Origin of the sequence: Rothia sp. HMSC065C12 (assembly GCF_001812085.1) — a bacterium.
GTDB lineage: Bacteria > Actinomycetota > Actinomycetes > Actinomycetales > Micrococcaceae > Rothia > Rothia mucilaginosa.
This window is the reverse complement of sequence record NZ_KV807670.1, coordinates 148,554-168,469: the sequence shown is the minus strand read 5'-3', so window position 1 is coordinate 168,469 and position 19,916 is coordinate 148,554. Positions and strand designations below refer to the sequence as shown.

At 59.3% G+C, this 19,916-nt stretch carries 14 protein-coding genes; 10 read left to right on the top strand and 4 right to left on the bottom strand.

From position 1 onward, the window contains the following. Window positions 1-204 precede the first annotated feature (204 nt). From HMPREF2836_RS00890 to HMPREF2836_RS00870, 5 genes are all read left to right on the top strand, one after another. On the top strand, window positions 205-486 hold the full coding sequence (locus HMPREF2836_RS00890; protein ID WP_005507003.1) for a YciI family protein: 282 nt from the start codon (window positions 205-207) through the stop codon (window positions 484-486). Between the two features lie 325 nt (window positions 487-811). Next, window positions 812-2,413 carry an acyl-CoA carboxylase subunit beta gene (locus tag HMPREF2836_RS00885; RefSeq protein ID WP_070629080.1) on the top strand — a complete coding sequence of 534 codons (1,602 nt, stop codon included), beginning with the start codon at window positions 812-814 and terminating at the stop codon, window positions 2,411-2,413. 66 nt (window positions 2,414-2,479) lie between these two features. Next, window positions 2,480-2,878 carry an acyl-CoA carboxylase subunit epsilon gene (locus HMPREF2836_RS00880; RefSeq protein WP_246822789.1) on the top strand — a complete coding sequence of 133 codons (399 nt, stop codon included), beginning with the start codon at window positions 2,480-2,482 and terminating at the stop codon, window positions 2,876-2,878. A gap of 298 nt (window positions 2,879-3,176) precedes the next feature. Beyond that, entirely contained in the window at window positions 3,177-4,265 is a 1,089-nt protein-coding gene (locus HMPREF2836_RS00875; protein ID WP_246822788.1) for a restriction endonuclease, read from the top strand. Window positions 4,266-4,752: 487 nt separating this feature from the next. After that, entirely contained in the window at window positions 4,753-7,164 is a 2,412-nt protein-coding gene (locus HMPREF2836_RS00870) for a restriction endonuclease (protein ID WP_070629074.1), read from the top strand. A 1-nt stretch (window position 7,165) separates the two neighbouring features. Here HMPREF2836_RS00870 and HMPREF2836_RS09180 read toward each other — a convergent pair whose 3' ends face one another. Then, window positions 7,166-7,375 (bottom strand): hypothetical protein, encoded by a 210-nt coding sequence (locus HMPREF2836_RS09180; RefSeq protein ID WP_141752087.1) that lies wholly within the window; start codon window positions 7,373-7,375, stop codon window positions 7,166-7,168. Window positions 7,376-7,397: 22 nt separating this feature from the next. Between HMPREF2836_RS09180 and HMPREF2836_RS00865 the strand changes: the two genes are divergently transcribed. Next, window positions 7,398-9,155 (top strand): DUF885 domain-containing protein, encoded by a 1,758-nt coding sequence (locus HMPREF2836_RS00865; RefSeq protein WP_070616783.1) that lies wholly within the window; start codon window positions 7,398-7,400, stop codon window positions 9,153-9,155. Window positions 9,156-9,310: 155 nt separating this feature from the next. Here HMPREF2836_RS00865 and HMPREF2836_RS00860 read toward each other — a convergent pair whose 3' ends face one another. Further along, the gene (locus HMPREF2836_RS00860) at window positions 9,311-10,603 is read right to left on the bottom strand and encodes a glutathionylspermidine synthase family protein (RefSeq protein WP_070616781.1); all 1,293 of its coding nucleotides are present in this window, start codon (window positions 10,601-10,603) and stop codon (window positions 9,311-9,313) included. Between the two features lie 140 nt (window positions 10,604-10,743). Beyond that, the gene (locus tag HMPREF2836_RS00855) at window positions 10,744-11,661 is read right to left on the bottom strand and encodes a hypothetical protein (RefSeq protein ID WP_070629072.1); all 918 of its coding nucleotides are present in this window, start codon (window positions 11,659-11,661) and stop codon (window positions 10,744-10,746) included. A gap of 434 nt (window positions 11,662-12,095) precedes the next feature. On the opposite strand from HMPREF2836_RS00855, the gene HMPREF2836_RS00850 reads away from it, so the two are divergent. The 4 genes from HMPREF2836_RS00850 (at window position 12,096) to HMPREF2836_RS00835 (ending at window position 18,297) form a co-directional block, all read left to right on the top strand. Continuing rightward, the gene (locus HMPREF2836_RS00850; RefSeq protein WP_070629070.1) at window positions 12,096-13,514 is read left to right on the top strand and encodes a dicarboxylate/amino acid:cation symporter; all 1,419 of its coding nucleotides are present in this window, start codon (window positions 12,096-12,098) and stop codon (window positions 13,512-13,514) included. Between the two features lie 320 nt (window positions 13,515-13,834). Further along, entirely contained in the window at window positions 13,835-14,542 is a 708-nt protein-coding gene (locus tag HMPREF2836_RS00845) for a Maf family protein (protein ID WP_070629067.1), read from the top strand. Window positions 14,543-14,693: 151 nt separating this feature from the next. Next, entirely contained in the window at window positions 14,694-16,514 is a 1,821-nt protein-coding gene (locus HMPREF2836_RS00840) for an acetyl/propionyl/methylcrotonyl-CoA carboxylase subunit alpha (protein ID WP_070629065.1), read from the top strand. A gap of 382 nt (window positions 16,515-16,896) precedes the next feature. Further along, complete coding sequence (locus HMPREF2836_RS00835) at window positions 16,897-18,297, top strand: MFS transporter (RefSeq protein ID WP_005508870.1); 1,401 nt, start codon at window positions 16,897-16,899, stop codon at window positions 18,295-18,297. A 154-nt stretch (window positions 18,298-18,451) separates the two neighbouring features. Here HMPREF2836_RS00835 and HMPREF2836_RS00830 read toward each other — a convergent pair whose 3' ends face one another. Continuing rightward, the gene (locus tag HMPREF2836_RS00830; RefSeq protein WP_070629063.1) at window positions 18,452-19,870 is read right to left on the bottom strand and encodes an NAD(P)H-quinone dehydrogenase; all 1,419 of its coding nucleotides are present in this window, start codon (window positions 19,868-19,870) and stop codon (window positions 18,452-18,454) included. Window positions 19,871-19,916 lie beyond the last annotated feature (46 nt).

The window sequence follows — 19,916 nt, the reverse complement described above, 5'->3', positions numbered from 1 at the left end:
TCCGCCCGAAAACTGCTCTAAAACATGCCGACCCGTTACCGAAACCTACGAGCTTCAGCCGAGTCACGTTGATTTCTCACCATATCAATTTCTTGCCGCCGGTGATGCCCACCCGGTACCCGAGACGGTACATTAGACAGTGAGGGTGCATCAAGCACCGACCGGCTGCGGAGGTTCCTCCGCCCTGCTCGAAAGAAGACCGCTATGGCTTATTACGCAATTACTTACGTTTACGCAGCTCCCGAGGAGCAGGCGAAGTACCGTCCGGCTCACCGCGAGTACCTTGGTTCGCAGATTGAGGCGGGCAACCTGATCGTTTCCGGTCCTCTGCTGGACGGCGAGACCCCCGCTGGCGCTCTGCTGATTGCAAAGGTTGATTCCGCTGAGGCCGCCGAAAAGATCGTGGCTAACGACCCGATGAACGTTGGCGGCGCGGTTCTGTCTCACACCGTGACCGAATGGAACCCGGTTCTGGGCACCATCTAAGGTCGAGCGCCGCTTCACGCTGGAAAAGCTTGAACGTAAACCCCCTTTCCGTCGGCAAAGATTGCCTGCGCGAGAGGGGGTTTTCTGTGCTCTTTTGAGCCACTCTTTCGCACTTTTCGTTTACTATATGCGCCTTCTTGGGTACTGAGTGCATAAAAGTGTATCTAGTGTTGATATTCTGGCTTCTCACCTGGCACATGTGCCCTAGTTCGCACTATAGTTGAAGAATATGCACATTGTTCAAGAGCGCTCTTCGGGGCCTTCTGAACAACCATCACCGCAACCACTGGCTCCCGACAATCGGGTGGAGCAGGAACGAGGAATAATGTCCGAGAACCTCCAGCAGGAATTTGATTTGAGCACCACCGCCGGTAAGCTCGCTGATTTTTATGCACGTCGAGAGCGCAGCTTCGCGCCCAGCGGTGAGGCAGCTATCGAGAAGCAGCACGCACGCGGCAAGAACACCGCCCGCGAGCGCATCGAAATGCTTCTGGACGAGGGTTCTTTCGTTGAGTTTGATGCCCTCGCCCGCCACCGCACCACCGCGTTCGGCATGGAGACGAAGAAGCCCCTGGGTGACGGTTTGGTCTCCGGTTACGGCACCGTGGATGGCCGTCTGGTTGCCGTGTACTCTCAGGATTTCACCGTGTACGGTGGTTCCCTCTCGCAGGTGAACGGCGAGAAGATTGTGAAGGTGCAGAAGTTCGCTCTGAAGAACGGTTGCCCGGTCATCGGCATTAACGATGGTGGTGGCGCCCGCATTCAGGAGGGCGTGGCCTCCCTGGCGATGTTTGCTGACATTTTCCGCATGAACGTGCGTGCGTCCGGCGTGGTTCCGCAGATTTCTGTCATTATGGGCCCCTGCGCTGGCGGTGCCGCGTACTCCCCCGCTCTGACTGACTACATCATCATGGTGGATAAGACTTCGCACATGTTCATTACCGGCCCGGACGTCATTAAGACCGTGACCGGTGAGGATGTGGACATGGAGACCCTCGGTGGTGCGCGTCAGCACAACTCCGTGACCGGTACCAGCACCTACCTGGCTGAGGACGAGGAAGACGCGTTTGACTTTGTGCGTGAGCTTCTGGAGTTCCTGCCGTCGAACAACCTTGCCGAGCCCCTGCCCCTGGAGCACGACCAGGAGCCCGTGGTGACCGTTGACGATCTGGATCTGGACACCCTGATTCCGGATTCGGCGAACCAGCCCTACGATATGCGCGCGGTCATTGAATCCGTGGTGGATGACGGCCACTTCCTGGAGATGCAGGCGCTGTACGCCCCGAACGTGATGATTGGTTACGCCCGCGTTGAGGGCCGCACGGTCGGTATTGTGGCGAACCAGCCGATGCAGTTCGCCGGCTGCCTGGACATTTCTGCATCCGAGAAGGCTGCCCGTTTCGTGCGCCATTGCGATGCGTTCAACATTCCGATTCTGACTTTTGTGGATGTTCCCGGCTTCCTGCCCGGCACTGATCAGGAGTTCAACGGCATTATTCGCCGCGGCGCTAAGCTGCTCTACGCTTACGCGGAGGCGACCGTTCCGCTGGTTACCGTCATTACCCGTAAGGCATACGGCGGTGCATACATTGTGATGGGTTCGAAGAAGCTGGGCGCCGATATTAACCTGGCATGGCCCACCGCACAGATTGGTGTGATGGGTGCTCAGGGTGCGGTGAATATTCTGTACCGTCGTGAGTTGGCTGCTCTGGCGGCTGAGGGTGGCGATGTTGAGGCTCGCCGCGCTGAGCTGATCGCCAAGTATGAGGAAGAGCTGCTGAACCCGTACCAGGCTGCTGAGCTGGGGTACATTGACGAGGTTATTGCCCCGAGTGAGACTCGCGTGCGCATCATTTCTTCGCTGCGTGCCCTGCACGATAAGCGTGCGGCAACCCCGGCAAAGAAGCACGGCAACATCCCGCTGTAGGCTTCCGCTGTGCCCGCGCCGCTTGTGGCGCGGGCATTCCCAGGATTTTAGGTTTTCTAAGGAGGCGTGCCTTTGGCAGGCTACAACCCGCTGAGTTATTTCTCATTCGGTAAAAAGAAGGATAGTTCGGAGGCTGCTGAGAGCCCCGAGCAGCTTGAGCGTAGCTCCGCACGTTCTTCTGCGCACGCGGATAGCGCAGCATCCAGCGCCGCGAAGGACTCCGCTCAGTCATCGGTAGATACTGACGCTGAGCAGGAGCCTCTGCTGAAGGTGGTTAAGGGCTCCCCCACCCCGGAGGAGATTGCCGCCCTCACCGCTGTGGTTGCGATGATGCAGGCGAATGCCGCGCAGAAGGAGCAGAACTCGCTGGTGGGTGCTGCTTCGCGCATCCTGAACCGCGGCCAGCGCCTGGGTGTTTCGTTGCGTCCCGGTCCCGGTTCGTGGAGGCGCGCTCGCCCCAGGTAACGCGAGCTGATAACTCTGCTTCTTATATTCCCGTCACGCCAGCTGGTGTGGCGGGAATATATTGTTTTGCCTCAAATTCAAGATTGATATTGCGCTATTGAACATCTAATGCGCTGATTCTTGCGGTTTTGTCATATTAGAAACGATAAAGTCATGATGATACGTACTGATGCTACGATGTATATACCATCACATTAGTGTTAATAAATTGGCAGGGACCATGGCAAAGATGCTGAATAAAAACCATAGGCCCCCACCGGATGTCTATATCGCGCTTCTGTTGCCGACGCTACGGCGCTTGTCGAAGACTGTGCCTCGCACCGCCGCCTATGTTAGTGAGCAGTTGCGGCAGCAGACTAAGGCGTTGGGGTCAAAGAAGAACCTACCGGCTCTTGAATCCACCGATTTTGCGGTGGCTGTGCGCACCACCTTGAAAATCTTGGTGGCACTTCGTTATGCCCAGCTGATGCCTCGTATAACCCCGTGGGAGAAGAGGAAGTACCTGCTCACTCCTCTGGGTGCCGAGCTGACCTGCACCCCGCATCTGCACGGTTCGGTACCGCCGCGTGTGGTGAAGCAGGTGCAGGCGCTGTGTGCGCAGAGTTTGACGGCGAAGAGCGTGAAGAAGCTCAAGAAGCAGGCGAATGCACTCCTGGCGACTGCGGAGGCGGAGCATCGCCTCATTTTTGGCGCTCCTGACACTGGTGCCCTTAACGCTCTGCCGCCTTTCTCAGGCGCTGATCATGCTCAGTTGAACCCCGCTGCTTATGATGCAACCGATGCTGACTGCCCTATACCCGCCCTGAATTCCGCTGGGCCTGCGAATTCCTGGCCTGCCGGTCAGTCTCCGCTGGATATTATTTTGCGTGCCAGCGATTCGCCGGTGATTCACGCTCAGGCCGAGTTTGCGGAGCATTTTACACAGGATTTGATTCAGCACATTCACGCGGTGACGCCAGAATATTTTGAGCAGATTGTTGCCGATATTTTTACGGCTCTCGGTTTTAATACCGAGGTAACCGGCGGTGCCGACGATAAGGGTGTTGACGTTATTGCCCGCTATTCTGATGGCCTGGATTTCGCGCCGATCTATATTCAGGTGAAGCACTATTGCGGAACCATGAAGGTCACCCCCAATGAGATTCAGAAGCTTGCCGGTGCGGTACTTTTACACGGCGGTTTGCAGGGTGTTTTGGTGACCTGCGGTGCTTTTGCACATCCGGTGCCCGAGTATTTGCAGGGTTTGCCGGGGGCACGCAATATTGCTCTGGTTGATCAGCATCAGCTGGTGGAGCTGATGATTCGCCATCGTGTGGGTGTGCTTGATGGTGAGGGCGAGTGCGGTTATCGCATTGATGAGGAGTATTTTGCTCGCGGATTGGAGTAACCGGGGGCTTGGGGTAAGTATTTTCCTCTGAATGTCTCTGGTCTTCGCGCATTTCCTACGTCATTTCACTTAATGTATTTTCACTTTTCCTTGAGGATATTTTTCATATATCGGTTGGTTTTAGAAAACTAGGTTATTTCCTGAACCAGCCGATACAATGGGAGGGTAATGCGTTATATATACTCGCATTATTTCACGAAGTGTATATACCCGTGACGGTATCAGCACTTCACCATAATTTATAGCGTTCTTTCTGAAGTGTTCGTCATAGAAGACGGTACGTGAGCGGAACGTGCTGAGAAATCTACCGTTCCTACTTCTCTTCACGTACTTCTCTTCACAAGGGGTTACCAAAGTGGGTTACCAAAGTGTCGACCCAAAAATAAAGATGGTGTCGCCCAGTATTGTGTGAATATTTTCCCGCTCGAATGACTGCACTTTATGAAGAATGCCCGCACGATAAATAACACCAGATAAGGAGCCCGGCGTGGCTTTTGTGAATAAAACAATGCTCCATATCGACCATTCCGAATTGCACTCTCTGCAGCAGGACACTTCGTGGGAGGCCCTACCCGAGGAAGCACGCGCTCTCAGCGTTGCGGCGGCTTTCTCCCTGCTCCGCCATTTTGAGCGCGCTCAGGACCGTGGCGAGAAGGTTTTCTTCCCCGATATGTACACCCCCGTAGGTGTGGACCTGGGTTTCAACATGACTCAGCGTTTCATTGCGGTCGGTGACAATGTTCTCTTCCGTGAGGCACTCAATAAGCTGATTGCGGCGCTGGTCAACGCTGACTATCTTGAGGTGTCCCTCAGCCAGCTGCATCCGGGCAACCTGCACTACACCCTCAGCGAGGCTGGCCGTGAACTTTTGGGTACCCCGAAGGAACAGCAGGCGCAGGCTCTTCTGCCGGTCCTGCCCCTCCTCAGCGGCGTGTACCTCTACTACCTGAAGCAGTTCTACCCGGTTCTGCTCTCGCATATTACGGTGCGTGAGCTTCTGCCCATCGTCCTGAGTGTTACCCCGGCCTATCCCGCGGCGGCTCCCGTGAAGATTCGTGAGCTGGTGCTGCGCGAGTGCGGTTTTGTGCAGGGCTGGTACGGCCTGTCGTACCTGGAGCAGCGCATTGTTGAGCCGGTGATTGCTCAGGCGCTGAGCCTGCTGACCCGTGAGGGCTACCTGCGCACCAAGACGATTCACGAGCACACGGATTCTCCGCTGACACTGTACTCGCTGTCGCCTTCGGCGAAGGAACTGGTGACCCGCCACGAGGAGACCGGCGTGCCGGCGAGCGAGCTGAGCTCCGTGCTGACGTTGGTGAAGGATGAGGGCACCTCGATTACCGCCGAGGATATTTCCGCAACCGATGCTTTGCTGACCCACATGGGTGTTCTTCTGCTCAATACTCTCAACGACCATGGCGCCGATGTGGAGCTGAGCCTTCCGAGCCTGGAGCAGGTCTTTGACCGCGACGAGCGCATTCAGCAGGCGTCCTCAAACCCCTATTTTGCGCAGATTGACGCGCAGGATTACATCTACGATGTGCTGATTGCCCACCATTACCTGTCCGAGCGTGAGACCGTCTACTCGTTGGGTTCCGCGCTTGCGCCTGCCCTGGCGCAGATGGCTGAGCCGAGCATTCAGAAGCTGGTGGCTTCGGCGCTGCTGGATCCTGCCGCTGTGGACGCTCTGCCGTACCCGCATCAGCTGCTTCACCCGATTCTGAAGCTTGTGGAGGAGAGCCCGCGCATCTCCTACTACGACATTTACGATGAGCTGAAGCTCGCCCTGGACATCCCCTATCTGCAGGGTGAGGTCGCTCCGCACCGTTACAAGCTGACCCCGCGTCTGCGCAACCGCTACTCGGTGGCGATGCACGTGCTGAAGGGCGAGCGCTACCTGAACGCTCTGCGTGAGGGTACCGGTCGTACTTCCCGTAAGAACCCGGAGCGTTATGAGCTGAGCGAGGCAGGTAAGGAACTGCTGAAGCGCTTCCCGGAGGGTGCTCCGGAGGCTGTGACTGCCCGCATGGCGCCGCTGCCGCCGCAGTCGCTCAAGCACAAGCTGCCTCAGGATATTGCGGCTGAGCTGCAGGCTCGTGAGGAGGCTCTTCAGGCAGCAAAGGAGGCGCGTGCGGCGGAGCGTCAGGCTCGCCTGGCGGCTCGTGAGGGTGCTTCGCGTGAGCCGTTGGCTCCGGTGCCGGGTGCTTCTCCGGCGTTGCTGGCGCGTCCGGCTGGTTCGCCGGTGGCGGCCTCCGCGCAGGTGCCGGTTGAGGTTCCGGTTGCACCGGTCGCTGCTGCACCGATCGCTACTGCCCCCGCCCAGCCGGTTGTTTCCGCTCCGGCTGTTTCGACTGCTGAGCCGTCGGCCGCTCTGCAGGTGGCTGCCGCTCAGGTGCGTGAGGCGCTGAAGCGTTACCGTCAGATCTTCCGCCGCGAGGCGCTGGCTCCGGCACTGGCTCAGGTGTCCGAGGAGCGTTTCCGTAGCATTGGTTTCGATCTGTTCCTGATGCGCGGCTACACGGTAGAGGCTCTGGAAGCTCAGGGCGTGGACGGCGTGGCAATCCCCGCTACCGGCGAAAAAGAGCGAGCATTCTATGTTCGTACTCTGCGCCCGGTAGCTGGCGGTGTTCTGTCCGCAAGCGTTCAGCCGCAGGATATTACCGCGTTCTTCCTGGCGATTCACGCCCGCGGCGGTCAGCTCGGCACCTTCATCACGAACGCACCGTTCAGCGATGAGGCGTACGACGAGTTCATCCGCTGCTCGACCAAGTACCCGAACATTCTGGTGGATTTGGTGTCCGGCGATGAGCTGCAGGACCGCCTCATTGCGCACCGCCTCGGCGTGGTCGAGGGCGCGAACGGTCTGCTGGAACTCAACGGCGAATACTTCGCCGGCTAGCCTACCCCGCTAGTAGCTTGTAGCCCATCTTGGGCACGCCCCGGTCTTCCCTCTCCTGCACGTTCAGGAAGGGGAAAGCCGGGGCGTTTTCGCGCATCCGCCCCAGTGAGTTGTCCACAGGTGAGCTGTTTTCCTCGCGTTCGATACCGCTCAGCCCGTAATATTGCCGGTTTAAGCGACCCATATCACCGAAAATCGTGGTTGAAGGCATACCCCTGAGTTAGGATATGAACATGAGCACTTACCAGGAACTTCCCAGCATCTACCGATTGAAGCGCTCGCTGACCGACGTCGATCAGATTGCTAACGAATATTTTGAAAAGGTCCTCGACCTGAACCCCGTCCATGCAACCGAGCTTGGTCGCAAAGGCGTAGAGACCCTGTACCCCGACTACTCGCCCGCCGGCGAGAAGGCTTTTGCGCGCCTTGCGAAGAAGACCTTGAAGAAGGTCGATAACGTCCTGCCTATTGATGACGTTGACCTGGTCACCCTGGATGCTCTGCAGGAGCGCCTGAGCCTGTACCGCAAGCAGTACAAGGCTGGCTTTGGTGGCTGGCAGATGAATAATATTGCCTCCGTCCCGCAGGAGGTGCGCTCGGTTTTCGACCTGATGAAGCGCAACACCCAGCAGGACTGGGAGCACATCATCGGTCGTATGCACCGCGTGACCGAGGCGCTGGAGGGCTACATCCAGACCCTTGAAGCGGCTCGTGAAGAGGGCAAGGTCGCCCCGCGCCGCCAGGTGGATATTGTCATTGAGCAGACCGCCGCGTACTACGCTCCCGGTGGTTTCTTTGACGAGCTTGCCGCTGAGGTCGCCGAGGCTGTCCCCTCACTGAAGGAGGAGGCTGCCGCAGGTGCCGAGGCTGCAAAGGAAGGCTACCGCCGCCTCAACAGCTACCTGGTGGAGAAGCTGCAGCCGGTCGCTCCCTCCCGCGACGCTGTGGGTCGTAAGGCGTACAGCCTGCACTCCCGTTCGTTCCTGGGTACCACCATTGACCTGGACGAAACCTACGCCTGGGGCGTGAAGGAGCTGGAGAGCATTATCGCTCGTCAGCGTGAGGTTGCCGAGGAGATTGAGCCGGGCGCAAGCATTGAGCGTGCGAAGCAGCTGCTCGATGAAGATCCGGCACGTCAGCTGCACGGCACCGATGAGCTGAAGGCGTGGATGCAGAAGCTCGCCGACGCCGCGGTGGAGAACCTGGCGGGTAGCCACTTTGAAATTGGCGGCCCCATGCGCCGCATTGAGTGCTGCATTGCGCCCACGAACGAGGGCGGTATTTACTACACCGGTCCCTCCCCCGATTTCTCGCGTCCTGGCCGCATGTGGTGGTCGGTTCCCGAGGGTGAGGATACGTTCACTACCTGGCGTGAGACCTCCACCGTGTACCACGAGGGCGTTCCGGGCCACCACCTGCAGATTGCTATCGCTACGGCCCTGAAGGGCACCATGAACTCCTGGCGCACGAACATGCTGTGGGTTTCCGGTCACGGTGAGGGCTGGGCGCTGTACGCCGAGCGCCTCATGGAGGAACTGGGCTACCTGAAGGATCCGGGTGACCGCATGGGCATGCTGAATGCTCAGCGTATGCGCGCCGCCCGCGTGGTCTTCGATATTGGTGTTCACTGCGAGATGCCGATTCCCGCGGAGTGGGCTGAGCAGCTGGGCGTTGAGCCGGGCACCATCTGGACCTCTGAGCTGGGTTATGAGTTCTTGAAGCTGAACCTGGACGAGTCCGAGGGCCACCTGCGCTTCGAGTTCCTGCGTTACCTGGGTTGGCCGGGTCAGGCGCCGAGCTACAAGATTGGCGAGCGCCTCTGGCTGGAACTGCGCGATCAGGCTGTGCGCCGCGGCGATGACATTCGCGCGTTCCACACGCGTGCGCTTCTGCTCGGTTCGGTGGGTCTGGATACTCTGCGCCGCGCCCTGACCGATGAGATGATGCTCCCTCTGGACACTGAGGATGACGACGATGAGGACGACGAGTAGCCTCTAGTCTGCTCGCGCCTCGTTGAGTGGTTTTCTAGAGTCTTCTGAACTGGAGTCTCTGGATAGGAGCCTCTGAACAGGATCTCTATTGACGAAGCCCCCGCTTCAGCTTTGGCTGAGGCGGGGGCTTCGTTGTCGAGTTTTAGCTCTCGGGGCTATCCGAAGTTTGCGGCGCCGGGGTCGGTGGTGCCGAATCCCATGCCGGTGGAATCGTTCAGGTCCACCAGGTGCGGGGCGAAGCGGCACCAGTAGTCGGTGAGCGCGCCGTTCGATTCACGGATGCCCACGCCTACGGTGCGTCCGTCGACCACCCACACGCCAAGGATGGGGTGGCTGACCGGGTTAATAATGCCCTCATAGCGCGGTGCCGGGATGTACTCCTGGTAGATGAATTCGCTTTCGGGGGCGTTAGCGAAGAAATCGTCGTCTTCGGGCTTGATGAAGACGTCGTAGTCGGGGGCGTAGATTTCTACGCCGTCGCCTTCGCGTCCGAAGAGGGGCTTGCGAACCCAGTTGCGCATACCGCCGCGGTGACCCGCGTAGGTGGGTACGAGGTTCGGGTGGCCGGGGTACTTATCCCAGAGCGCGGCGAGCAGCAGCTTATTGGAGAGGAACATCTTCCACGCAGGCTCGATCCAGCGGTCCATGGCGCCGTGGTAGGCGAAGAGGAGCTTGTCGTAGCCTGCTTCGCTGTCGGTGACGAGGTCTTCCCAGGGGTAGAGCTTGAAGAGGTTGGTGATGCGCCGTCCCTGTGCGTCTTCCCAGCTCTTGGTGTCTTCGTTGAAGATGACTTCGTCGATGGGAATCATGTGGGTTTTGATGCCCGCCTGCTGTGCCGAGTAGGCGATGAGCCAGAGGTTGTTGTAGTCCTCGTTGGTCTCGTCAATCTCGGGGGACACGTGCGCCAGGTGCAGTACGGGCTGCACGCCCGCGGTGATTTCGGGGGCGAAGATGTGGCGCCAACGGTTGGTGAATGCTTCACCGATTTCACCCCAGTGGGCGTAGCCGCGGGTGTCGAGGCGCTGGTCTTTCGCCCAGGTTTTCTGGCTGACTGCCGCCTCCACGATGCCGGTGGGGGTGTCTGCGTTGTATTCGAGCAGCTTCATCGGGTCGCCGGGCACACCGGAGTAGCTAAAGTCGAAGCGTCCGTAGAAGTCGGCGTCGCGGCGGTTCCAGGATTCTACGGCAAGGTTGAACGCCGCCTGAGGCAGACCGAGGGTGCCGAACGCGCCGGAGGCGATGTACTCGACGGTTTCCAAGCACATGCGGTGCATTTCTTCCGCCTGGGCGCGCACAGAGTCCATTTCTTGCGGGCTGAAAATGTAGGCGGCGTATTCGTTCCAGTAGTGGTCGGTGTCGTGGGGGCCGTCCACGCTGTAGGTGAGGCCTTCCTCAATGATGACGTTCTCCCAGTCGGGTCGGCCGACGGGAAATTCTTCGCGGCGCATGAGGGGCTAGGCTCCTTCGAAGTAGTGAATGGAAATAGTGAGCGGTGTTGTTACGTCACCGCGGGTGTGGTTGTTCTGGTGAGGAAAATGCGGGCGGGACCGTTCAGTCCCTGCCCGCATTCAGTGTCATGGCTGATGGCTTAGCCGCCGGAGCGGCCGCCACCGGACTTGGAGCCGCCACCGAAACCGCCCTTGCTGCCGGACTTCGAGGAAGAGCCAGACTTGGACGAAGAACCGGACTTCGAGGAGGACTTTGAGGTATTCGACTTGCTGTAGGAGCCGGTGCTACCGCTATTGCTGGTGCCCTGCTTACCGCTGGAGACCGAGCCGGTGGTCTTATTACGCACCGAGGAGGTCTTACCGGAGTTATTGGTGCTGGTTACTTTGCCGGAGGAAACGGTGGAGGACTTCTTCGCGGTGCGGTAGGAGTCCTCGAAGCCGCCGCCCTTGGAGGACACGCCACTATAGACGGTGCCGTTGCTGGGGCGGGTGGTGCTACCTCCGGAAAGCTTGGAACCTACAGGAGGAATGTAGTGGGATCCGGAAGAATTAGCGGCACTTTGGCGGCCCAGGTAGTACCAGAGGAACGCATTCGAATTATTGTGGGTGGTGGTCGAACCAGAAGTGCCTGAAGAGCCCGAGGAGCTGGAGGAACCGGAAGAACCAGAAGAGCTTGAGGAGCCCGAGGAATCGCTACTGGACGAGTCGGTCGGCTCCTGAACGCCTGCCTTCTCACATTCGCTATCTTCCACGCGCAGGCCGGTCTTCGCGTCCTGGCAGACGCGGGCGTACTCTTCGCCCTGCGACAGGAACGCGTTCTCTTCCTGGTGCATGGAGTTGTAGGCGAAGATGCCACCGCCAACCAGCAGCACGCCAGCACCCGCTACGGCAATCATCTTGGCGATGCCGGGGCGGGTCGCACCCAGGTTCAGGGTCTGCTGGGCTGAGGTCTGTGCGGCGCGGGTAGCGAAATCTGCAACCGCTTCCATGCGATTGCGGGGCTTCTTCGGGCCGTTAGGGGTGGTGGTTCCGCCGGGGTATTGGGGAGCAGAACTCATGCATCTCTCCTTGAAAGGTGGTGCGTGGCGTAACGCTCAACGCGTACATGAAGCTGAGTGGGTACAGCATCATCCGGCGACTTTCGCCGGACTATCGGTGTGGTTCCAGCATATCAAGCTCTAGCTTTCGGATTATTAGCTGACGGCAAAATCTCAGCAAGCTTCGCCGCATGTTGCGCAGTTGTTTCCTTTCTGTTTGCTTTTGCGGCAATTCCTAATTAACTATCAGCCGATTTAACCGCCTATTAGGAGCAGCGGCGGCGTTGGTTGGGCAGCTGGGTTGGGCTGCGTTGCTGGTTAGACTGCGGGATGTACAGCCGAAAGGTGCCACCGGAAGGTCACGGTTCGTCACACATCCCTCACACTGCACAGGATTGAAACACTTCTTCACACAAACTCGCGCCGGAGCGCGTAAAAGTTTTAGAGTATGCCACATGTCTACACCGCATGCATCATCTCGTTCACGTCTGCCCAAGTGGGCTACTTCTTTCGGCAACCAAATCATTGCCTCCCTCATTCTGGGTATCATTCTCGGCGCGCTCGCCCTCGCACTGGGTGGGGACACGAAGAGCAACCCCAACTGGCTCATGGTGACCTTAGATACCATCGGCTCCTCCTACGTCACCTTGCTGAAGGCGGCCGTTGTTCCGCTGATTTTCACCGCCGTGGTCGCCTCCATCTCTAACCTGTCGCAGGTGACGAACGCGGCACGCCTGGCGGTTAACACGCTCATCTGGTTTGCGATTACCGCGTTCTTCGCGGTGCTCATCGGTATTGCGATGGGCCTGATCGTTCAGCCGGGCGTGGGCGCACAGGTGCAGGGCAAGGCGTACACCGGCTCGACCGGTTCGTGGACCGCATTCCTGACCGGTCTGATCCCGGTGAACTTCCTGGGTCTGGGCGTCAGCGCTAAGTCCGGTGATTCCGGCATCACCGCGTCGGCATCCTTTAACGTACTGCAGATCCTGGTCATTTCCGGTGCGGTCGGCATTGCCGCGCTAAAGGTTGGCGAGGCTGCCAAGCCGTTCATTGACGTGGTCAAGAGCGCCCTGGCGATTATTCAGAAGATTCTGTGGTGGATTATTCGCCTGGCACCGCTGGGCACCGTGGGTCTGATTGCTAAGGCTGTGTTCGCGTACGGTTGGGCGTCGATGGGTTCGCTGGTCGCGTTCGTTATCGCACTCTACATTGGCCTGCTGTTGGTCTTCCTCGTGGTCTACCCGATTATTGTTCGCGCGAACGGCCTGTCGGTTCGTCAGTACTTCTCGGGCGTGTGGCCGGCGCTCCAGCTGGGCTTCGTTTCCCGCTCCTCGATGGGTTCGATGCCGATGACCCAGACCGTTGCCGAACGCAACCTGGGTGTGCCCCGCGCCTACGCGTCCTTCGCGGTTCCGCTGGGTGCGACCACCAAGATGGACGGCTGCGCTTCAGTTTACCCGGCTCTTGCCGCGATCTTCGTGGCTCAGTTCTACGGTATTCAGCTGGACTTCACCCAGTACCTGCTCATTGTGATGGTGTCCGTGCTCGGTTCGGCTGCGACCGCCGGTACGACCGGCGCTATCGTGATGCTGACCCTGACCCTTTCCACTCTGGGTCTGCCGCTGGACGGCGTGGGTCTGCTCCTGGCGATTGACCCGATCGTTGACATGGGTCGTACCGCTCTGAACGTTGCCGGTCAGGCTCTGGTTCCCGCGATTGTGGCTCGCCGCGAGGGCATCTTGGATGAGGAGCTCTACAACGCTCCCCGTTCGGAGGGCGGCTTCGTGGCTCAGGAATTCTACGATGAGCGCATCGCCGGCGAGGCGCAGCGACTTCACGAGGTGGAAGACAACACCGCCGCGGCACACCGCTAATCTGACGAAGGCTCACGCACACACGGCGCTAGGCGGTACCGCTTAGCGCCGTGTCGCTTCTCCACCACCCATGCCTCAGTATGGGCAAAATACATTTGTCAAACGTCATAAAAGTGTCACTATTGATTCTTTTTTTCTTTAACGATTGAGAAGAGTTATGATTTTGAACGGCGTGTTCCATCTCCTACGTGGTTGAGGGGGATGGGACACGCTCTTTTCGTCCCCCCCCCTTACTTTTCCGCCCATTCCCCCAGCTTCTTGACACCCTTCAATCTGCACTCGAGGGTAAGGCTCACCCGCAAGGCTCTAAAATAGAACCTATGAGTACCACACCGATCCGTTTGATTCTTGCCTCCGCATCCCCGGCACGCCGCAAGCTCCTGGAAGACTCCCGCATCGCGTTCACGGTGCGCGTCTCCTCCGTAGATGAGGACGCCGCACTCGCTACCGCCAACGAACAGGCGCGAGCGCAGGGACGTGCGGGACTCACCCCGGCTGAAACCGCCTCCCTGCTGGCGCAGCTGAAGGCGCAGGCAGTTGCCGCTGAACTTGCCGCCGAGGGTGTGCGCGATGCGCTGGTTCTGGGCTGCGATTCGGTGTTCGAGTTTGACGGCGTTGCCTACGGTAAACCGCACACTGCCGAGGCGGCACGCGAGCGCATCAGCGCAATGAGCGGCAACCACGGCGTGCTGCACACCGGTCACGCTCTAGTGGATTTGCGCGGTATTGAGCCGGGCACTGAACCGCCTGCAACTTCTGAGTTGCCCACTGTTTCTGAACTGCGCAGCGCCACCGTCCACTTTGATGAGCTCAGCCCCGAAGAAATCGAGGCGTACATTGCTACCGGCGAGCCGCTCTGGGTAGCCGGTTCCTTCACCCTGGACGGTTACGGTTCGGCGTTTATTCGCGGTATTGAGGGTGAGTTCCACACGGTGGTGGGCCTGTCCATCCACGCGCTACGCGATATGCTGCGCCGCCGCGAAGTAGCGGTGACCGAGTTGTGGCTGGCGCCCCAAGATGAAGATTAGATTCAGCGCAATCGTATAAATCTGTCTCAAAGCGCGCCCTGGAATACACATTATTGAACACCAATCGATAAGATAGAACAGTATGATGCGCGTTATATTCGCCAATCCTGCCGATGTATCCTTGGAGCAGGAGATTAAAGGAGAGCTTTAAGTGACTCAGCACCAGGCAGAAGCCGCCAAGAAATTTACTGCAGTCCCCGGCCGTCACACCGGCCCGGTCAGCAAGATTCTAATCGCTAACCGCGGCGAAATTGCTGTCCGCGTGATTCGTGCAGCCCGCGATGAGGGCCTGCAGACCGTCGCCGTCTACGCTGACCCCGACCGCGACGCCCAGCACGTAAAGCTCGCCGATGAAGCCTACGCTCTCGGCGGTGCCACCGCGGCACAGTCCTACCTGGTGATGGACAAGCTCATTGAGATTGCCATCCGCTCCGGTGCTGACGCCGTGCACCCCGGCTACGGTTTCCTGTCTGAGAACGCGCAGTTCGCGCAGAAGTGCATTGACGCTGGCCTGACCTGGATTGGCCCCTCCCCCGAGTCCATTACCCAGCTGGGCGATAAGGTGGCGGCACGCCACATCGCACAGAAGGTGGGCGCTCCCCTGGTGCCCGGCACCAAGGACCCGGTCAAGTCCGCCGATGAGGTTATTGCTTTCGCTGATGAGCACGGTCTGCCCATTGCGGTGAAGGCCGCATTTGGTGGCGGTGGCCGCGGCATTAAGGTGGCGCGCGACCGCGAGAGCATTGTTGAGATGTACGAGTCCGCCGTGCGCGAGGCAACCGCGGCGTTCGGTCGCGGTGAGTGCTTCATCGAGCGTTTCCTGGATTCGCCCCGCCACGTTGAGACCCAGTGCCTGGCGGATGCACACGGCAACGTTGTGGTGGTTTCCACCCGTGACTGCTCCCTGCAGCGTCGTAACCAGAAGCTCGTTGAGGAGGCGCCCGCACCCTACCTGAGCGATGAGCAGAACGAGCGCCTGTATGAGGCGTCCCGCGCGATTCTGCGTGAGGCTGGCTACCAGGGTGCCGGCACCTGTGAGTTCCTGGTCGGCACCGACGGCACCATCTCCTTCCTTGAGGTGAACACCCGTCTGCAGGTGGAGCACCCTGTCTCCGAGGAGATTTCCGGTCTGGATCTGGTTCGTGAGCAGTTCCGTATTGCCCGCGGCGAGAAGATTGAGGAGAAGGACCCGGTTCTGCGCGGTCACTCCTTCGAGTTCCGTATTAACGGTGAGGATGCGGGCCGTTCCTTTATGCCCGCCCCCGGTACGATCGAGAAGATGACCGTGCCCACCGGCCCCGGTGTTCGCTGGGATTCTGGCTTCGTGGCTGGCGACGTTATCGGCGGTAACTTCGACTCTATGCTGGCTAAGCTCATTGTCACCGGCGCGGACCGTGAGCAGGCTCTGCAGCGTGCTCGCCGCGCCCTGGCTGAGCTGACCATTGAGGGTATGCCCACCGTCATTCCGTTCCACCGCGTCGTTCTGGATGATCCCGCCTTCGCGCCGGCTGAGGGCGGCGAGTTCAAGGTGCACACCCGTTGGATTGAGACCGAATTCAATAACACCATCCCCATGTACTCCGGTGCACCCGGTAACGTGAACTCTGACGAGGACGAGCGCACCACCGTGGTGGTCGAGGTCAACGGTAAGCGTTTGGAGGTGTCCCTGCCCGATTTGAGCGGTGGCGCGAAGCCTGCCGCTAAGCCCGCCGTCAAGACCCGCAAGTCCCGTTCGGCACGCGGCGCGGCGAAGGGTGGCGGCGACGAGCTGACCAGCCCCATGCAGGGCACCATCGTGAAGGTAGCGGCTTCTGACGGCGATACCGTCGCTGAGGGCGACCTGATTCTGGTGCTGGAGGCTATGAAGATGGAGCAGCCCATTACCGCACACAAGGCGGGTAAGGTTTCGGGTCTGTCGGCTAAGCCGGGCGATACCGTCACCTCCGGCGCGGTGCTGGCGACCATCAAGTAACGCTCTATCTCGCTACTGCGGTCTCGATACCGCGAGCGCCATAGGCTATACGAATCCCCCGGAAGGGTATGAGGTAATGTCTCGTATCTTTCCGGGGGATTTTCTATGTCTGCTCTTGCCTGTTTAGGTGGGATTTACGCCGCTAACCCTTGTGTTCGCGTCCAGATAGTGGCTGTATTTGTTTGGGTTTTTCTGAACAGAGTTATAATGTTGCACTTTAGAGGAGCCTTTCAGAATCCGACGCCTGCCGCACCCCACCCGGTGCGGTCACGGCACCCAGTACGCGCCTACGGCACACCCGCCTCCCGCGCTGACCGACAACGGAACACCTACCTCAGGCTCCATGTGTACACACAAATTCACCATCTCGGGAGTTTTCCTCATGAGCGCTTCTGCATCCGACACGAAAGCGTCTGCTGCACCGGTGAAGAATACGACTCCTCGCAGTCGAGTTATTCTCGCCTCGCTCGTTGGTACCACCATCGAGTTCTACGATTTCTACATTTACGCCACGGCAGCAGTGGCTGTGTTCCCCGTACTGTTCTTCCCCTCGAAGGACGCAACCACCGAGCTTCTGGCTTCCTTCGCTACCTTCGGCGTCGCATTCATCGCGCGCCCCCTCGGTTCCGTGATCTTCGGCCACTTCGGCGACAAGATCGGTCGTAAGGCTACCCTCGTCGGTGCACTGCTCACCATGGGTCTGGCAACCTTCATCATCGGCCTGCTGCCCACCTATCACCAGATTGGTCTGTGGGCACCGACCATGCTGACCATTATGCGTTTCTGCCAGGGCTTGGGCCTGGGCGGCGAATGGTCCGGTGCGGCGCTGCTCGCGAGCGAATACGCTGAGGATGGCAAGCGCGCCCGCGCCGCGATGTGGCCTCAGCTGGGTGCACCCATCGGCTTCGTGCTTGCGAACGGCTTCATGCTGTTGCTGACCAGCTGGATTACCTTCAACTCCGCAACCGACGCGAAGAACCTCGAGCACCCCTTCCTCATTTGGGGTTGGCGTATTCCGTTCCTGCTGTCCATCGTGATGGTCGCCGTTGGTCTGTACGTGCGTTTCAAGCTGGAGGAGACCCCCGTCTTCGCCAAGGCTGCCGCTAACAATGAGAAGGTGAAGACCCCGCTCGTTGAGGCGTTCAAGGTCGCTTGGTGGCCCATGATTCAGGGCACCTTCATCATGGTGGCATGCTACGTGCTGTTCTACCTGATGACCGCTTGGGTCCTCTCCTACGGTATCGGCAAGGCGGATAAGGGCGGCCTAGCGATCCCCTACCGCGAGTTCCTGATCATTCAGCTGATCTCCATTATTGGCTTCGCGATCTTCATTCCGATCTCGGGTTGGCTGGCTGACAAGTACGGCCGCCGCACCCAGCAGCTGTGGACCACCATCGCGATGGCTGTCTTCGGTCTGTCCTTCGGTCTGTTCATCTCCCCCTCCGTTGTTGGTACCGGCGCGAACGCAAACGCCGCTGTGGTTACCCTCTTCATCTTTATCGGTATGTGCCTGATGGGTCTGTCCTTCGGTTCCATGTCCGCATACCTGCCGGAGCTGTACCCCACTAACGTGCGTTACACCGCCAGCGGTATCGCCTACAACGTGGCGTCCATCCTCGGTGCGGCACTGACCCCGTTCGTGGCTGTTTGGCTGAACACTTCCTACGGTGTGGCTGCAGTGGGCGGCTACCTGGCATTCGCCTCGATCCTGAGTGTTGTCTTCATCCTGCTCACTCACGAAACCCGTGACGTGGATATGAACGCCGTCAGCACCACGAAGTAAAACTTCGCAGGGGCTAAGGCGTCTCTACAGCAAAGCGGTGGGGGTCGCCTCCTGAATCTAAGGAATTCAGGAGGCGACCCCCACCGCTTTTATACTGTTCCGGGATGCTGCACCAGGCGGGGAACGCCCAGCTCAGCACCTAACAGGTTGATGCCTACAGACCGCGAGTGTGCAGCTTACGTGCAGCCTCAGCAATAGAGCCCGAGAGCGAGGGGTAGACCGTGAAGGTATCCGCCAGGTCATCCACCGCGAGCTTCTTCTCCACCGCCAGGGCAATGGGGTAAATCAGCTCGGAAGCACGCTGACCAACCACCACGCCACCAATGACGGTGCCGGAGTGTCGGCGAGCAAAAATCTTCACGAAGCCGTCGCGCATCGCCATCATCTTCGCGCGCGGGTTCGTGCCCAGCTGCAGGGTCACCGCGTCACCGCGGTAGGCGCCTTCGGCAAGGTCCTTCTCACTCACGCCTACAGTCGCAATCTCCGGGGAGGTGAAGATGTTCGCGGCAACCTTATCGGTACGCAACGGGCGCACCGCATCACCGAGGATATGGGCCATAGCGATACGGCCCTGCATCGCAGCCACGGAAGCCAGCGGGTACACACCCGTGCAGTCGCCGGCGGCGTAAATGCTGTTCACGCTCGTGCGGGACACACCGTCCACCTTAATATGGCCGCTCGGGGTCTGCTCAACACCGATGTCTTCCAGGCCCAAATCTTCAGTGTTCGGAATCGAACCAATAGCAACCAGACAGTGAGTGCCAGAAACCTTACGACCATCCGACAGAGTCACAATAACGCCGGAGCCATCCTCAGTACGCTCAACAGCAGCCGCACGGGAACGCGGCATCACTCGCACGCCGCGACGCTCAAAGACGTCCTCCAACACGCGAGCTGCGTCCTCGTCCTCACCCGGAAGCACACGGTCACGCGAAGACACCAGGGTCACCTTAGAACCCAGACCGTTATACGCCGACGCGAACTCCGCACCGGTCACACCCGAACCAATCACAATCAGCTCCTCGGGAACCTCGGAGAGGTTGTACAGCTGAGTCCAGGTCAGAATGCGCTCGCCATCGGGCATACCGGTCGCCATTTCACGCGGATGCGTACCCACCGACAACAGCACAAAGTCCGCGTGCAGAGGGTAGACCAGACCCGCCTCATCAGTCACCTGGACAGTGTGGCGGTCAAGGAGTTTACCGGTACCGTGAATAATCTTCACGCCAGCAGAAGCCAGGGCACGCTTAATGTCGGCGGACTGCTGCTGGGCCAGGTCGCGGACTCGGCGGTTCACGCGGTCCATATCAACACGAAGCTGCGGCGCCTTACCCTTCGTGTTCTCGATGCCCAGGCTACCCGCCTCGGAGAAGCGGGTCATCATATCCGCCGTAGCAATCAGGGTTTTAGAGGGCACAACGTCAGTCAGAACGGCGGAGCCACCAATGGCGTTGCGTTCGATCAGAGTCACGTCCGCGTTGGAGGCGGCAGCCACCATCGCTGCCTCGTAGCCACCGGGGCCACCACCAATAATTACAATTCGCTGAGATGCGTAGTTCACCGTTGAAGTCATGCCTTAATTGTGAGCTATGCCGCCCCTACGGGGCAAACGCACTCGC

Coding starts and splice junctions, on each gene's coding strand:
- HMPREF2836_RS00890 (WP_005507003.1), top strand. CDS start 205: ATGGCTTATTACGCAATTACTTACGTTTACGCAGCTCCCGAGGAGCAG.
- HMPREF2836_RS00885 (WP_070629080.1), top strand. CDS start 812: ATGTCCGAGAACCTCCAGCAGGAATTTGATTTGAGCACCACCGCCGGT.
- HMPREF2836_RS09180 (WP_141752087.1), bottom strand. CDS start 7,375: ATGCCTTCAACCACGATTTTCGGTGATATGGGTCGCTTAAACCGGCAA.
- HMPREF2836_RS00865 (WP_070616783.1), top strand. CDS start 7,398: ATGAGCACTTACCAGGAACTTCCCAGCATCTACCGATTGAAGCGCTCG.
- HMPREF2836_RS00860 (WP_070616781.1), bottom strand. CDS start 10,603: ATGCGCCGCGAAGAATTTCCCGTCGGCCGACCCGACTGGGAGAACGTC.
- HMPREF2836_RS00855 (WP_070629072.1), bottom strand. CDS start 11,661: ATGAGTTCTGCTCCCCAATACCCCGGCGGAACCACCACCCCTAACGGC.
- HMPREF2836_RS00850 (WP_070629070.1), top strand. CDS start 12,096: ATGTCTACACCGCATGCATCATCTCGTTCACGTCTGCCCAAGTGGGCT.
- HMPREF2836_RS00845 (WP_070629067.1), top strand. CDS start 13,835: ATGAGTACCACACCGATCCGTTTGATTCTTGCCTCCGCATCCCCGGCA.
- HMPREF2836_RS00835 (WP_005508870.1), top strand. CDS start 16,897: ATGAGCGCTTCTGCATCCGACACGAAAGCGTCTGCTGCACCGGTGAAG.
- HMPREF2836_RS00830 (WP_070629063.1), bottom strand. CDS start 19,870: ATGACTTCAACGGTGAACTACGCATCTCAGCGAATTGTAATTATTGGT.